Genomic DNA, 15,934 nt, shown 5'->3' on the forward strand with positions numbered 1-15,934 from the left:
GATTCGTTTTTATTAAAGGTTTTTTTACCATATTTTAAGTATACACTAAAAAACCATAGAAATCACCGGGATTTTTAAAATGACCTTATCAAGAATCACCGAATCAACCACTGAAGAAGCTACCCTCGACTGGTTCAATGAACTGGGTTACTCTATCCTCAGCGGCCCTGATATTGCCCCTGGTGAACCGCTCGCCGAAAGGTCGGGTTATGGCGATGTCGTTTTAGAGGGCCGGCTCCGTTCTGCTTTATCCAGAATAAATGCCGCCATTCCTTCAGAAGCTATAGAAGATGCCATCCGTAAGCTCCTGCGAGCTGTCCATGAGTCCCCCCTTCTTTACATCAATAATCACCGCTTCCATAAGGTCCTTACCGATGGGATCGATATTGAATACAAAAATTCTGAAGGACGGATTGTTGGGGACAAAGTCTGGCTCATTGATTTCAATAATCCTGGTAACAACGACTGGCTGGCGGTCAATCAGTTTACGGTTGTCGAGGGACAAAGCAACAGACGCCCTGATGTAGTGGTTTTTATCAACGGGCTCCCTTTAGGGGTTATTGAGCTAAAAAACCCGGCAGACGAAAACGCCACGATAAAGAATGCTTTTAATCAGCTTCAGACTTATAAAAACGAAATCCCCTCCCTTTTTTCCTATAACGAAATTCTTATAGTCTCAGACGGTCTTGAGGCGAGGACTGGCACCCTAACTGCCGATTGGGAATGGTTCATGCCGTGGCGGACTATTGAGGGTGAGGATTTGGCGCCCAAAGGGATGCCGGAGCTTGAGGTGTTAATCAAGGGGATATTCGACAAGTCGAGATTCCTGGATATCCTCAGATACTTTGTTGTTTTTGAGACGGACGGGGCGCTTGTCATAAAGAAGATGGCCGCCTACCATCAGTTCCATGCAGTAAACAGGGCTGTAGACTGCACATTGACTGCGGCTTCTCCGAGGGGAGACAGAAGGGTTGGAGTAGTCTGGCACACGCAGGGAAGCGGCAAAAGCCTGACCATGACCTTTTATGCTGGAAAGATTATTCAGCGCCATGAGATGGAAAACCCCACCCTTATTGTCCTTACTGACAGGAACGACCTTGACGACCAGCTGTTCGGCACTTTTTCAAGGTGTCTGAGCCTCTTGAGGCAGACCCCTGTCCAATCCCGGAGCAGAGAGCACCTTAAAGAACTTTTGAGTGTCGCTTCGGGCGGGGTTGTTTTTACCACTATACAGAAGTTTCTCCCCGAAAAGGGGCTGGATTACCTAAGACTTTCGGATAGAAGCAATATAATCGTCATCGCTGACGAGGCCCACAGGAGCCAATACGATTTCATAGATGGTTTTGCAAGGCACATGAGGGACGCCGTGCCCAAGGCGTCCTTTATCGGCTTTACCGGCACACCCATTGAAGCTGACGACAGAAACACGCCCGCCGTCTTCGGCAACTATATAAGCATATATGACATCCAGCGGGCCGTTGAGGACGGAGCCACTGTGCGTATCTACTATGAGGCGCGCCTTGCGAAGCTTGAGCTGAAGGCAGAGGAGCTCCCCAGGATAGACCCTGAGTTTGAGGAAATAACGGAGGGCGAGGAAGAAGCGACTAAAGAGAAACTCAAGCGGAAATGGGCGCAGTTTGAGGCGATGGTGGGGACTGAAAAGCGCATCGGTCTTGTGGCAGAGGATATTGTTGAGCACTTTGAAAGCAGACTTGAAGCCATGGACGGCAAGGGGATGGTAGTCTGCATGAGCCGCAGGATCTGCATTGACTTGTACAACGCTATTGTGAAACTGCGGCCAGAGTGGCACAGCGAGGACGACGACAGAGGGTTTTTGAAAATTGTAATGACCGGGTCCGCAAGCGACCCTGCGGACTGGCAAAGCCATATCAGAAATAAGGCGCGCAGGGAATCCATGGCCAAGAACTTTAAAAAACCGGACAACCCCTTTAAGTTAGTTATAGTCCGGGACATGTGGCTTACCGGGTTTGACGCCCCCTGCCTCCATACAATGTACATAGATAAACCGATGCGCGGACATGGACTCATGCAAGCGATAGCCCGTGTGAACAGGGTATTTAAGGATAAGCCTGGCGGGCTTGCTGTGGATTATCTTGGCATAGCGGATGAACTCAAAAAGGCCCTTTCGAATTACACTGAAAAAGACCGCGATATTACCGGCATCCCGCAGGAAGAGGCTGTCGCTGTGATGCTGGAGAAATTTGAGATAGTCTCGGCGATATTGCATGGTTTTGACTATTCAGGGTTTCTCAAAGGCGCTCCATCTGAGAAACTGACAACCGTAAAGGAAGCGCTGGAGCATATCCTTGCTCTCGAAGACGGAAAAAATAGGTTTATGCAGGCGGTTACGGAGCTTTCAAGGGCGTTTGCGCTTTCAGTGCCACATGAAAAAGCGATGGCTATTAGGAATGACGTCGGGTTTTTCCAAGCGTTAAGGGGAGCCTTTGCCAAGAATACCGTGACCGACGGCAAAAGCCCGGAGATGCTTGATTCGGCAATACGGCAGATCGTCTCAAAGGCTGTGGCATCCGGAGAGGTAATCGACATCTTCTCTTCAGCGGGCCTCAAGAGGCCGGACATCTCGATTCTGTCGGATGAGTTCCTGGAAGAGGTCCGCAATATGCCGCAGCGTAACCTCGCCTTAGAACTTTTAAAAAAGCTGTTGAACGATGAGATAAAGGCACGCTCCAAAAAGAACCTGGTGCAGGCAAGATCTTTTGCGGAAATGCTTGAGGAAACCGTAAGGAGGTATCAGAACCGTGCCATCGAGGCCGCCCAGGTCATAACCGAGCTTATCGATCTTGCAAAAGACATGAGGGAAGCCCACAAGCGGGGTGAGAAGCTTAATCTTACCGAAGAAGAGGCCGCCTTCTACGATGCACTTGAGACCAACGACAGCGCGGTCCATGTCCTCGGCGACGAAAAGCTGAAAATAATAGCCAGAGAGCTGGTCGAGACTGTAAAAAGAAATGCGACGATAGACTGGACGGTCAAGGAAAGCGTTAAGGCTAAGCTTAGGACTATGGTAAAGCGTATACTCCGGAAATACGGCTATCCACCAGATATGCAGGAGAAGGCGACAAAAACCGTTTTGGAGCAGGCGGAGCTTCTTGGCGCTAACTGGGCAGCGTAAGTAAAGCGATAGTGGACGGCACAGGATTGGATTGCGGTTTTCAAAAGGGGTAATACACTGGGGAAGCGCATGAAAACAGTTTAAAATGACCTTCTGTCCATGCGGAAGTGTTAAGAAGTTTAAGAAATGCTGTATGTCTGGACAGGCCAGCAGGTCTGGGCTCCCTGGGATGCAGGAAATCACAGATGAAATTAAGAAGGAATTCGTGACCACCCTGCAGGCTCTCTCGCCGAGACTCAGGTGGTTGCCAATCGCTTCATAGACGCGTAGGAACAGATCTGACTTGTTGAATTCTCGGATTGTCACCTGAGCAGATGCTAAAGTTTCTGGGTGTTTTTTCTTATAGGAGGCTGTTGATGGCTATTGATATAAATTGGTTTTTGATGACGGATATAAAAAAACGTTCTTTAATCAAGGCATCCTGGACTCCGTTATGCGCGTATGATGAACATACAATAAATGGAGAACCTGGCCATATTGGATATGAGAGAGAATATTTTGGATCGGTTGGTCTTATTTTCCCTATTGATCAGGCACGAGAAGCATTCTTGCTTCAATGGGATGAAGTTATCCCAAAATGGGGGCATAAGCCTTGCGTTGAAAACGGGAAATATTTTCCTGCGGATGTTTATTCTTTTTGCAATGGCTTGCTAGGTACCTATCCTGTATTACAACAGTCATTTGATAGCGGTGAGCCTTGTGTATGGCATCTGTCGCAAGACATCATTTTAGGGCTTGGATTATTACGTGAAAGAGATGGCTGGGTTCGTCCCCAAGAAGACTATTTGGAAGTTGCTCGGCTTAAGCGCATTCAGGAAGGAAAGCCTGTGCGCTTTGAAATACGAACGGAGCATCTCCGCGATTTTCTTTGCGCCAGGGAATCCGGGATATTAATTGTCACATATCATTTGAGAGAAATAATCGTGGACTCTGCACCAGATTTTGGGTGGAAGAACGGAATCGCAAATGAGACTGGAGAAAATTATCATTGGAATGGACATATTCATCCTATTCACGAAGGTGGATTCCCATTCGGAGAAAAGATAGCAGTCTTCCACATGGGTAGAACTAATATCGATCCTAATGACGATATACCGACCTTTGGCATGCCTGGAGAAGATGAATACAAGTCGAGCTCTTGGGTAAGGACGCCTACTGGTCGGCAGCTTTTTAGCATTACGGGTGAAATGTGGAGGACCGAATGGATTCCTCCATTAGAGACTAGTCCTCGGGTCAGAGGTGATAAGGAAGAGTCACACATATCGTTTCAGATCGACAGTGCTGGAACCACTTTAGCTGGTAAGAAGCTTTATGACCATAGAGGATGGATCTGGTTCAAGCCATCAATAATTCGCACTCTGCTGGAAAAGCGAAACGGGGTTCTCGAATGGTATACCGATGAGACTGGTTGTGTTGGCCCTGCTCCTAATATGGGAGTACATTTTGGTGTCAACGAGCTTGGCTTAATTAATGTATTGGCAAAGGATATAGCCTCATTACCAACTATCTATCAGCGCGTATGGGTGGCACACAATATACCTCCTGACGGCCGAGTTTCAAAAGAATTACTAAAGTCGCAGATGGAGGCGGAACCAGCCGATACAAAAGCTCCGGAAGTCATACTAAAAAAGGCGATTGAACATCTTCAGAAAGCGTCCACTTATTTTCTTGGTCGGCCCATGCTCAAAGAGCATCACATTTCAACGAAAATCGATCGTGAAATTCATAGATTCCATGGACAGAGCATGGAAGGCTTGTTTTTTCTTTGCAAAGAGTTGACAAGGTTAATAGTAGAGCGAATAGATGTCGATTTATTAAAGGAGCTTGACCCCGCTGCTGACAAAAAATTAGGCTCTATTAAGCGGCTGGAATATTTCCTTAATTCTAAAGGTTTTGAAGGACGTAAAATCATGGCAGCACTGGCTGGTGTTTACGACTTACGTATAGGGGACTCTCATTTGCCTTCTACAGAGATTACGGAATCTTTGAAACTGCTGGGCATTGGAGACACTGGTGATTACCAGAAAATGGCGAAACAAATAATTCTTTCCGTTGCGTATTCTATAGGGACAATAGGAGATATCATAATAAAGTCTAGCAAAGACAATAGGGCTTAGTTGTCTAAAGCCTTATTAGCACCAGGGGATGAATGGACTTCAATTTAATTCTGAGTAGCTATTAGCGTAACCAAAACGTAACCGAAATCGTCAAAAAAGGCCTTAAACGGCGGAAAATACGTAAAGGACGGAAGGCCGAAAAACATTTATTTTTCAACTATGTGCAGGTAAAAGGCCCGGTTATGATTTTTGATTTAACGCGCTCATAACCCGAAGGTCGCAGGTTCAAATCCTGTCCCCGCTACCAAATTAAACCCCTGAAATCTAAACGGATTTCAGGGGTTTTTCTTTGAAAACTGATTTTCTCTGAATCAACTTGGTTCTGTTTTTAATCTTTAAATAACTAATATAATTTCAAATCCATTTTAACTAAACCTATTCAGATAGGTTTAGTATTTACAAAAAATTATTATTGAGTTATAACAGGTTGCCTTTAAATTTTAATTTCTACTTGGAGACGGTGATGAAAAAGAACACGCTATGTCGATTTTTAAAGAAAGCAAGTTTAATCCTTTCCGCGCCTTTCATAGCATTGGGATTTATGGCAACGATGATGGCCGGGTGTGGCGGCGGTGGCTCTTCAAGCAGTGGCGCAGCTACCGCAACGGGCCTCTTGGTAGATAGCGCCGTTCAAGGGGTAAGCTATGTGTCCGGCGGCCAGTCCGGCGTGACCGGGGCTGACGGCTCTTTTACATATGAGGTCGGGAACACGATTACATTCTCAATAGGCAATATCGTACTCGGCAATGTAGGTATAGAGCCAAAGGGGATCATGACGCCGCTCGATCTGGCGGGAGCAGTAGACGCGACAGACACGGCAGTAGTGAACCTGGCCATTTTTCTTATGACCCTGGACAGCGACCAGGACCCCTCGAACGGGATAGAGATCGAACCGGACGTAAGGACCGCCGCCGCCTCCCCATCTGTCACGCAGATAGATTTTTCTACTGCTAACGTGGGTGATCTTACATCCTTACTAGGCGTGCTCACATCAAGTCCCGTTGTAAGCGCTGAGGATGCTTTGTCCCATGTGTCTGGCAGCATACTTAATCTCTATGCGGGATCGTACACTGGCACATTTGCCGGCGATGATTCAGGGACCTGGAGCGCGACCATCGACTCGGATGGAGTAATAACCGGGACCTTTACCGGAACTAGCAGCGGCACCCTCAGCGGCAGTATCGACACGAGCGGAAGCATGTTCTTCTCTACCAGCGGGAACACTTCCGAAGGCACTGTATTCAGCGGCACCATTGACATTTCTACCGGTTCGGCGGCGGGCACCTGGAGTGATGATGAGGACTCCGGGACGTATGCGGGCAATAAAATATCCTCGATTATAGGCTCTTGGTACAGCGGCACGGGTCCTGACGACCTGGTCGTACTCACCTTTTTTGAAGACGGGACCTACATGTTCTCCCAAGACGGGAATGCCGCGCAGCATGGAGATGAAGGCCAGGATGGAATGGAGCGCGGCACGTATGCCTGGGATTCCAGCACCGGAGCCTTCACGGCATCTCCGGCTGTAGACACAAGCGGTGACTGGGGGCTCTCACATCCTCAGGGCACCGTGACCGTACAGATCAACGGCAATGTAATGACAATGACCGATTCCGTAGAGGGCATATATACCGCAGTTCGCGTTACAAACGGCAGCGGCTCGATTGTCGGCAGCTGGTATAATGGCAGCACCTCTCAGACCAATAATCTTGTCATACTGACTTTTTTTGAGGACGGCACCTACATGTTTTCCCAGGACGGGAATGCCGCGCAGCACGGAGATGGGGGGCAGGATGGAATGGAACGCGGTACTTATGCCTGGGATTCCGGCACAGGGGCCTTCACGGCGACCCCGGCTGTAGACACAAGCGGTGAATGGGGGCTTTCACACCCCGATGGCAGCGTGACGGTGCAGGTCAACGGCAATAATATGACTATGACCGATTCAGGAGGCGGCATTACCGCAACGCGTATCCTGCCATAGCGGTTCAGGTAAATTAAGTTAAGCGGGTTCATATCTGGCACAATAACCAGAGCTCGAGGTTCAACTCCTCTCTCCGCTACCAAATTAAAGCCCCCTGAACCTTTTGGTCCAGGGGGCTTTTGTAATTTCAGGGAGTTATTACAAATGGATGTCGCTGCCTCTATTCTGATTTGTTAGGCTGAGTTCCGCTACTCCCTGCCTTCGGCCTTACTTACGAATCGAGCGAGGATTTTCCCGTATCGCCGCGCATGATCCAGGCGAGCAAGCCTTCCTTGTTCTGGCGAAGCGCGTTCAGAAGCTCTTCGGCTTCCTGCTCCGGCACCTCCTCATTGAATTGAGCGGCATCGGGCAGGTTTTTTACGATCTCGAACCTTTTCAGGAATTCATCTTTTCTCTCGGGGGCGGCCTCCAGGAGGGCCTTAAGAAAGATGTCGCCGTAGGTCATTAAAAGTCTCCTTTGCGGTTTTGGCGCCGGGATTCTTCGCTTTGCTCAGAATGACAGGCTAAAATAGCTTTTCAGCAATTCGCCGATTGATAACTGAGAATAACACTGCGGCAATGCTTTATCAACGATATCGTAATCGGACTATGCGCCAGAGGACTGAAAGAAACCGATCGAATTCCCTGCAATAACAGCCGCAAAAAAAGTAACGGAGCGCCCCGGCTGCCGAATCCGCCACTAAAAACAACATGATGACTACGGCGTGAGCCGTAATAACCTGTTGCATTTCAGGGCTGGATTTCGTATATTGCTTTAAACGCCATAGCCCGGATTACCTGAATTGTTGGGTTAAGCTACGCTTGACCCCAACCTGCGAACATACAACAACCAGGGCCGTTCGATGCTGAAGGCCCTGGTCCGTTGAGAAAATCCCCAAAGTAATTGAAGGACGACATCCGGGCCGGTAATCGCCAGGAGCAGCAGCATTGAGCCGAAGGTTGATTCGATTCGCTATCATTGCCGCCGTCTTTGTCGCGGGCATACTGGGCGGCACGTTTCTCTGGGACAGGATAGTTATTCCCTTCGAGAACCCCTGGGGCGTTATGGGTCCCCTGACCTTAATCTCCTACAACCCGGCCAACAACGTCGTCAGATTCCTTGTTTTCGTCTTCTGTCCGCTCCTCCTGCTGGGGGCCGCATACCTGCTCTCGCCCGGGCGGGTGCGGGGCCTTCTCTTTACGTCTTCGCTCCCGGAAGACAGCGTTCATGGAAGGGGCGGCCGGGGGGCGTTCCTGTTCCTGATGGTCTTTTCGGTGCTGCTTGCTATCTTCCATCCTTTTAACTACTACGGCAAACTCGACACCTTCCACGAGGGGGAGACCCTCGGTGCTGCGGTCGCATACGAGGCGGGGCAGGACCCGTACGAGGACTACATATCCGCCCACGGCGTGTACCAGGACACCCTGCGCCCCCTTATCGCGTTCAAGCTCTTCGGGCGCTCGATAAGCGCGGCGCGCACTTACGAGGGGCTTCACGACATCCTTTCCTTCTCGCTCCTCGGGCTGGTCGCATGGAGGCTCTTTTCGGGCAATGTCGCCTTTGCCTTCGCCGCCGTGCTCCTCGCCTCCGTTTACGTATTCGTGGAGCCCTCGCACGTCCTCATACCGCCACTCCTCGTATGGAGGCAGGCCCTGACTCTCTCCTTCATCCTGGCCGCCCTTTCATTGAACTCGCGGATGCGCAGGGGCGAGAAGGATGGCGCAGGCCTCTTCACGGCCGGTTTTCTCTTCACCTTCATACCGATAGCCTCTTTCCTCTGCTCGATCGACAGGGCGTTCTACATAACGGCGGCATGCGCCGTCCTGCTGCCGTTCCTCTATTTTTTCGGGTTCAGGAGGTCAAGGGCCTTTCTGGCGTCCACGGGATTCGGGGTCCTCGCCGGAGCCGTTCTGCTCGTCGCCACGCTCCAGTCCGGCATCGACGACTTCTTCGAGTTCGTATTCCTGATAATGCCGAGATACAAGGAACTGATGGACGGGCTGGTCTTTCCCTTCAAGATGCCTTCGGCGTACCTCCTGTGCGTCCTTTTGGCCTTGAACGCGTTCTGGGTTGCGTGGAAATTCTTCGGCTGCTTGCGCGTCCACGGGAAGAAAGCGCCGGGGGTCTTCTTCAGGAATAATTTCGCCGGGGTCCTGCTCCTTCTCATCTCACTGGCCGCGTTCAGGGGCGCGCTCGGCAGGGCCGATCTGCCGCATATAGCGTACAGCTCGTACTTCGCCTACCTGCTCCTGATCTATCTTATCTTCACCGCCCTGGCCGCGACTATGCGTGAAAGGATCGGCATGTGGCGGGGCTTGAGCACCGGGGCTGTCGTCCTGGCCGCCGCGGTCTCCGCCTTCGGAGTTTACAAAATATACTCCTACGACCTCCTGAGCCACAAATTCCCCTTGCATGTAAGCGACTCCGAGCTGATACCGGACAGCTATGAAGAGGCGATAGAATACCTCGATGACAATCTCGGCCCGGACGAGTACTTCTTCACCCTAACAAATGAGGGTATCTGGTATTATTTCCTCGACAGGCCCGCCCCCACGCGCTTCCATCTTGTATGGTTCGCCATGCCCCGCTTTTATCAAAAGGAGATAGTAGAGGACCTTAAGGAAAAAGATGTAGAGTTCATTATCGTGTCTAATTCCAACTGGTCCAGCAGGATAGACCTGATAAGCAGCATGAAAAGGCTTCCGATAGTCAGGAAATACATTCTCAAGAATTACGAATACCACGTTGAGATAGACGGCCACGAGATCTGGAGGAGAAAGGATTCTTGACGGGATTTTTAACCAGCCGGCGGGCTGTGAAGAGGTGCCCCTCCTCAGAAAGAGCTTACTTGCTTAATTCCCGAAGAGGATGAAGACTGCGAGGGGCGGTGCGAGTGATGGTTTTGCATTCGGATTCTAAAAAAAACAATTTAAAAATGCATTCCAGCGAGCCACTACCAAACTACCCCCTTAAATCCGCTGTAGTTACAATTTAAACCCGAACAGAAAGGATTTCTCATATGGAGTCCGAGAAACCTCTTCGCGTGAGGCACTGCTATGTCCAGTCCATTTCCGCGCCTCCCGAAAAGGTGTTTCCGCTTTTGTGCCCTGTCCTGGAAGAAAAATGGGTGCCGGGCTGGGCGCCCATGAAGGTGATCACTGAATCAGGCTTTGCCGAAAAGGACTGCGTCTTCATCACGCCGGGAACGCCGCGCCCCTCCATATGGGTCGTCACGAAGCACGACCCCGTGGATTTCGCCCTTGAGATGTACAAGATCACCCCCGAACATACGGTCGGGAAGCTGGAGATAAATCTAAAGCCGAACGGCACCGGCACAGAGGCGCGCGTCTCCTATGATTACACGGCAATAGGCAAGGAGGGCGAAGGCTTTCTCGCGGGTTTTACGACCGAGTGGTATCTTGAGTTCATGAAGCGCTGGGAAAAGGCGATGAACCATTTCCTGCTGACCGGCAGCAAGATCAGCGGCTGATTTTTCCTATTTCCCGCTCGGATTAAAAAGGGGTTACGGCTTTGCCGTAACCCCTTTTTTTAAGCGCCTCTAATGCCCTCGGTGCTCCCGTCTTTCCTTTTCCATTTCCCGGTGGTGCTCCCTTCTGTCCTTCTCCTTTTCTCTCCGCTCTTCCCTTATATCCTTTTCACGTTCACGCCGTTCTTCCCTTACCTTGCTCGCGCGCTCCCACCTCTTCTCTTTTTCCCACTGTCGCCAGTGCTTCTTTAGCTGGCCGTAGGGTATCCTCTCGTGGCCGGGAGGGACGCGCCTGTAATCCGGGGGGAGCTTCAGGAGCACCCTGGGGACGCTTCCTATCTCTATTACGACCCAGGGGTCGCCGAACTCCACGGCCCTGTACCACCCGCCCCTGTGCGGCCTCCACCAGTAGCCGCCGTAGAAGAAGACGTCGTCTATATCAGGGGCGAAATATATGTAAGTGCCGGGGATGACGACAACGGCCGGAGGGGCCTTGACCACTATGGCCGGCGGCGGCGCGTTTATGCCTATGTTTATATTTATTTCCGACAGGGCTGCGGAAGGGGCGAACAGCAGGGCTATTCCGGCGGTTGCGAGCGCAAGCGATAGTCTTTTCATCCATGCCTCTCAGGGTTTATTTTTGTGAAGAATATACCAGCTCGGAATACCACAATTCTGTATCAAAAGCTACATCGGGCGGTCTGGAACGAATTCTTTTCCCTGCGGGAAAGGTTTTTAGCAAGGGGGTAAGCGGGCGGCAGACCAGGTAGTTTTCTGAAACTATTCCCCGGCAGAGGGCTGGAACGGGGCCCCAATTATCCAGCCGTTCTCCCTCGCGCTGAAATGCCTGTTCGCGCCTATTATGATGTGGTCGTGCACTATGAGGTTTACGGCCAGGGCCGCGCCGTCGAGCTCGCGAATGAGGCGCACGTCTTCCATCGACGGCGTGAAATCCCCGCTCGGATGATTATGGGCGAATACCACCGAGCGCGCGTTATGGAGAAAGGCCCTCTCTATCGCCTTTCTCGGATACACCGCGCCCCTGCTTACGGCCCCCTCGTGCAGGGTCTCGACGGCCAGGACCTCGTTTTTCGAGTTCATGTATATGGCGACGAACTTCTCAACCCGTTCGGCGGAAAGGCTGAACTTCAGATAAGCAAGGACGTCCTTCTTGCACCTTATGGCGTCCCTTCCGACTATCTTCTCTCTCAGGATGCCCGAGGCGAGGTTCCTTATGGCTACTATGAGGCAGGCGGGCTTTTCGCCGAGCCTGCCGAGCTCGATGAGCTGCTCAAATGACGCGCCGAAGACCCCCCGCACGCCGCCAAACTTCTTGATTAGCGGCTCCACGGTCTTCTCATCGCCCTTCCCGAATCCGGAAAGCTGAAAGACGACCTCCAGCATCTCGCCGCTTTTCAGGCCTTCTGGATTTTCCTTGAATCTTTCAACGAGGCTCTTCATCAACTGCTTCTGTGAATCAGTCCGGCCCTTTCAATAATAATTGGTATTCCTGGCGCTTCAGTATGGCTTCGACATACTCGATAAGAGAGCTTATCGGGAAGGGCTTCCGCATGAACCGCCCCTTCATAATGGCCCGCTCCCTCATGTCCCCGGGTTCGTTATTCCCGATATAGATGAATCTGTTTTCCAGCTCCGGCCATCTTTCCACTGCCCGGAGGTAAAGGTCAGCTCCCCTCAAATGCGGCAGGTCCAATTCCGTAATCACCATATCGTAAGGCCCGGCTTCGAGCTTCTTCATCGCGCTGAGCCCGTTGGTCACCAGGTCCACGGAAAAACCATGGATCCCAAGCGCCTCGGCGTAGATGGATCCCGTCTTTATGTCGTCGACTATAAGGACCCTTTTCAAATCCCCCATAACCCAGCCCCTTTTTTTCCAAATAAAAGACGACTATCAGATAATACAAGATCCATGCCACACCGAGAGCTGGGCATAACCTTCTTTTTGCATTGAAAATCAGGTATTTTCATTTTTAAACCTAACCCACCGGATTTTTAGTTGTGTACAGGGTTACACCTCCGGTGCTACACTCTGTGTAACACTGTTACACTTCGGACAGGCGGTAATTTATTTTCCGCATTGACGAGAAGCATGAGGGACACTATGGACGTTAAAAAAATGCCGGAAGACACATTCGCCCTGGCGCAAAGGGTGGCGGAACTGGAGGCCAGGCTCGCCGAACGCAGACGTGCCGAGGAAGAGCTCGAGATATACAAGGCGCTCTTCGACGACATAACCGACCTGGCATATATCTGCGACGACAGGGCCAATATACTTTATGTAAACAGGGCCTTTTCCAGGATGACAGGAAAAAGGATCGAAGATTTTATCGGCAGGTCCTTCGCCCCCCTCTTTGACGAAGAAAACCTCAAGGCAGCGATTGCGAACTACTCGAAGACCCTCGAAGGCGAAAGCCCCGTATTCGAGCTCCGCTTCAAGGACACGGGCATCCTCTGCGAGTACAAGAACCTTCCCATGCGGGACGGTAAAGCCAACATCATAGGCGTCATAGGCACTGCCAGGGACGTAACGGAGAGGAAAAAAACGGAGCTGGTTATAAGCCAGAGGGACCGCGTACTCGAAGCCATAAGGTTCTTGACAGAAGAGCTCCTTGAGACGAGCTCCCTTGAAAAGGCCTTTGACGAGATACTTAAGAGGCTCGGCGAGGCCATTGAGGTGAGCAGGGCCTATATATTCGAGAACCACACGGACAGGGACGGCGCCCTGCTTACGAGCCAGCGTTACGAATGGGCCGCGCCGGGCATCTCGCCTCAGATAGAGAACCCGACCCTGCAGGCATATCCATTTCATGAGAACGGGTTTTCAAGATGGGTGAAGGCCATGGAGCGCGGCGAGGCGGTCCAGGGGCACATAAGCGGCTTCCCTGAAAGCGAAAAACCTTTACTGGAAAATCAGGGGATCAGGTCCATAGCCGTTGTCCCCATATTCGTTGAAAACAGGTGGTGGGGCTTTATCGGCTTCGACGAATGCGAAAAGGAACGGGAATGGGCCCCTGTGGTCATCGACGCGCTGAAGGCCGCTGCCGGCGCAATCGGCTCGGCCATGCAGCGGAGGCTCATGGAGGAGCGCCTGAAGAAAACCGCCGCCTCGCTTGCCGAGGCACAGCGGCTTTCATCCATCGGGAGCTGGGAGTGGGACATCTCCAAGGACGTAATCTCCTGGTCAGAGGGCCTTTTCGAGATATTCGGCATAGGGCCGGAGCGGCTGGAAAAAGACGCGTACATCGCCTTCCTTGAATGCATCCACCCCGGGGACAGGGAGGCCGTGGACCGGGTAATCCGGAACGCGTTCGCGGATAAAAAACCCTTCGAGTTCGAAAGCAGGATCATCCGCCCTTCGGGGGAGGTAAGGAGTATACTCTCGCGCGGAGAGGTCTTCTGTAACGACTCCGGCGAGCCGGTAAAGATGCTCGGCACGGGACAGGACCTGACTGAAAGGAAACTCGCGGACGAGCGGCTCAAGGAATCGGAAGAGAAGTTCAGGGTCATGTTCGAGAACTCGAATGACGGGCTCCTCCTTGCAGACCCGCAGACCCTAAAGTTCTATGTCGGGAACAAACGGATCCGCGAAATGCTCGGATACAACGAGGAGGAACTCCTGAGGCTCGGCGTCTTCGACATACACCAGGAGAAAGACTACCCGTTTCTGGCCGGGGAGTTCGAGCAGATAAGGAATGGCGCCACCCCGGTAGCAAGGAGCGTTGCGGTAAAAAGAAAGGACGGGAGCATCTTCTACGCCGATATCATCACCTCTCATATCAGGCTCTCCGGCAGGCATTTCGTCCTGGGGGCGTTCAGGGACGTGACCGACCGCATGGCCACAGAGGAAGAGCTCCATAAATATAAGAGCAACCTTGAGGCGATATTCAGGAGCGTGAAGGAAGCCATAATATCCGTCGACCTGGAGATGAGAGTCACGGAGGTGAACGAGGCCGCCGGAGATATCTGCGGGATTACCCGCGCTGGCATCGGAAGCGGCCTTAAAGGCCTGGCCGGGTCCTGCTCGTTCAAGTGCATGGGTGCCCTCGAAGAGACTATAAGGACGAAAAGGCCCGTCGAGCTATTCCGGCTTGAATGCGGCAGGGCAGGCAAGCCCCGCCAAACCGTAACGCTCAACACCTACCCCCTTATCGACGGCTCCGGACAGTTTGCCGGGGCGGTACTGGTGGTGAGCGACGAAACGAGGCTTGCGGACCTCGAAAAGGACCTCGGCGAGAGGAGGCAGCTCCATAAGATAATCGGTAAAAACGAGAGGATGATGGAGCTCTTCCGACTCATAGAAAACCTCGCCGACATCGACACGACCGTCCTCATAACCGGCGAGAGCGGGACGGGCAAGGAACTGGTCGCCGAGGCTCTTCATTATACGGGGATACGGAGCGGCAAGCCTCTCGTAAAGGTAAACTGCTCGGCCATCCCGGAGCACCTCCTCGAAAGCGAGCTCTTCGGGCACATAAAGGGCGCCTTCACCGGGGCCGTGAAGGACAGGGCCGGCAGGTTCGAACTCGCGGACTGCGGCACCATCTTCCTGGACGAGATAGGCGACATTTCCCCAGGCACGCAGCTCCGTCTTCTCCGGGTCATACAGGAAAAGGAGTTCGAACGCCTCGGAGACTCCACTACCATCAGGATGGACGTAAGGGTCATAGCCGCGACGAACAAGGAGCTGGCGGAAAAGGTCCGGAGAGGGGAGTTCAGGGAGGACCTCTATTACCGCCTCAAGGTGGTCGAGCTCACGGTGCCTCCCCTCAGGGAGCGCCTTGACGACCTTCCGCTCCTCGAGGAGCATTTCATCCGGAAATTCAATAAGAAGTTCAAGAAGGAGATAACGGGCCTCTCTCCCGATATCCATAAGATATTCATGGAATACCCCTGGCCCGGGAACATCCGCGAGCTCGAGCACGCGTTCGAGCACGCATTCATCGTATGCCGCGAAAATATCATCTCGACAGGCGACCTGCCGCAGGCGCTTCGCGACTACTCCAAGAACAGGGCTCCTTTCAAAAAATACGACAAGGCCGATGAAAGGGACTTCATACTGAAGACCCTTGAGGACACGGACTGGAACAAGCAGAAGGCCGCCGGAAGGCTCGGCATGAGCAGGACGACCCTGTACCGTAAACTCGAAAAATACCGGCTGGGATAATAGTCCCTTGCTGGGGGGCATTTTTTA

11 protein-coding genes are annotated in these 15,934 nt (G+C 52.0%); 7 read left to right on the forward strand and 4 right to left on the reverse strand.

Annotated features, from left to right (window positions below; translation table 11 throughout):
- The first annotated feature begins 79 nt into the window (after nucleotides 1-79).
- From K8I01_08150 to K8I01_08165, 4 genes are all read left to right on the forward strand, one after another.
- Entirely contained in the window at nucleotides 80-3,154 is a 3,075-nt protein-coding gene (locus K8I01_08150) for a type I restriction endonuclease subunit R (GenBank protein MBZ0220386.1), read from the forward strand.
- Between the two features lie 85 nt (nucleotides 3,155-3,239).
- Nucleotides 3,240-3,416, forward strand: coding sequence for an SEC-C domain-containing protein (locus K8I01_08155; GenBank protein MBZ0220387.1), 177 nt, complete (start codon nucleotides 3,240-3,242; stop codon nucleotides 3,414-3,416).
- A 94-nt stretch (nucleotides 3,417-3,510) separates the two neighbouring features.
- Nucleotides 3,511-5,271, forward strand: coding sequence for a hypothetical protein (locus K8I01_08160; GenBank protein ID MBZ0220388.1), 1,761 nt, complete (start codon nucleotides 3,511-3,513; stop codon nucleotides 5,269-5,271).
- Nucleotides 5,272-5,734: 463 nt separating this feature from the next.
- The gene (locus K8I01_08165) at nucleotides 5,735-7,255 is read left to right on the forward strand and encodes a hypothetical protein (GenBank protein ID MBZ0220389.1); all 1,521 of its coding nucleotides are present in this window, start codon (nucleotides 5,735-5,737) and stop codon (nucleotides 7,253-7,255) included.
- 211 nt (nucleotides 7,256-7,466) lie between these two features.
- Here the strand turns inward: K8I01_08165 and K8I01_08170 are convergent, their stop codons facing one another.
- Complete coding sequence (locus K8I01_08170; GenBank protein MBZ0220390.1) at nucleotides 7,467-7,700, reverse strand: hypothetical protein; 234 nt, start codon at nucleotides 7,698-7,700, stop codon at nucleotides 7,467-7,469.
- A 482-nt stretch (nucleotides 7,701-8,182) separates the two neighbouring features.
- On the opposite strand from K8I01_08170, the gene K8I01_08175 reads away from it, so the two are divergent.
- Complete coding sequence (locus K8I01_08175) at nucleotides 8,183-10,024, forward strand: hypothetical protein (protein MBZ0220391.1); 1,842 nt, start codon at nucleotides 8,183-8,185, stop codon at nucleotides 10,022-10,024.
- Between the two features lie 230 nt (nucleotides 10,025-10,254).
- On the forward strand, nucleotides 10,255-10,725 hold the full coding sequence (locus tag K8I01_08180) for an SRPBCC family protein (GenBank protein MBZ0220392.1): 471 nt from the start codon (nucleotides 10,255-10,257) through the stop codon (nucleotides 10,723-10,725).
- A gap of 69 nt (nucleotides 10,726-10,794) precedes the next feature.
- Here the strand turns inward: K8I01_08180 and K8I01_08185 are convergent, their stop codons facing one another.
- From K8I01_08185 to K8I01_08195, 3 genes are all read right to left on the reverse strand, one after another.
- The gene (locus K8I01_08185; protein MBZ0220393.1) at nucleotides 10,795-11,340 is read right to left on the reverse strand and encodes a hypothetical protein; all 546 of its coding nucleotides are present in this window, start codon (nucleotides 11,338-11,340) and stop codon (nucleotides 10,795-10,797) included.
- 162 nt (nucleotides 11,341-11,502) lie between these two features.
- Nucleotides 11,503-12,183 carry a hypothetical protein gene (locus tag K8I01_08190; GenBank protein ID MBZ0220394.1) on the reverse strand — a complete coding sequence of 227 codons (681 nt, stop codon included), beginning with the start codon at nucleotides 12,181-12,183 and terminating at the stop codon, nucleotides 11,503-11,505.
- Nucleotides 12,184-12,199: 16 nt separating this feature from the next.
- The gene (locus tag K8I01_08195; protein MBZ0220395.1) at nucleotides 12,200-12,598 is read right to left on the reverse strand and encodes a response regulator; all 399 of its coding nucleotides are present in this window, start codon (nucleotides 12,596-12,598) and stop codon (nucleotides 12,200-12,202) included.
- A gap of 246 nt (nucleotides 12,599-12,844) precedes the next feature.
- On the opposite strand from K8I01_08195, the gene K8I01_08200 reads away from it, so the two are divergent.
- On the forward strand, nucleotides 12,845-15,907 hold the full coding sequence (locus K8I01_08200) for a sigma 54-interacting transcriptional regulator (GenBank protein MBZ0220396.1): 3,063 nt from the start codon (nucleotides 12,845-12,847) through the stop codon (nucleotides 15,905-15,907).
- The last annotated feature ends 27 nt before the right edge of the window (nucleotides 15,908-15,934 follow it).

Source organism: Deltaproteobacteria bacterium (genome assembly GCA_019912665.1).
In the GTDB taxonomy this organism is placed as follows: domain Bacteria; phylum Desulfobacterota; class GWC2-55-46; order GWC2-55-46; family GWC2-55-46; genus UBA5799.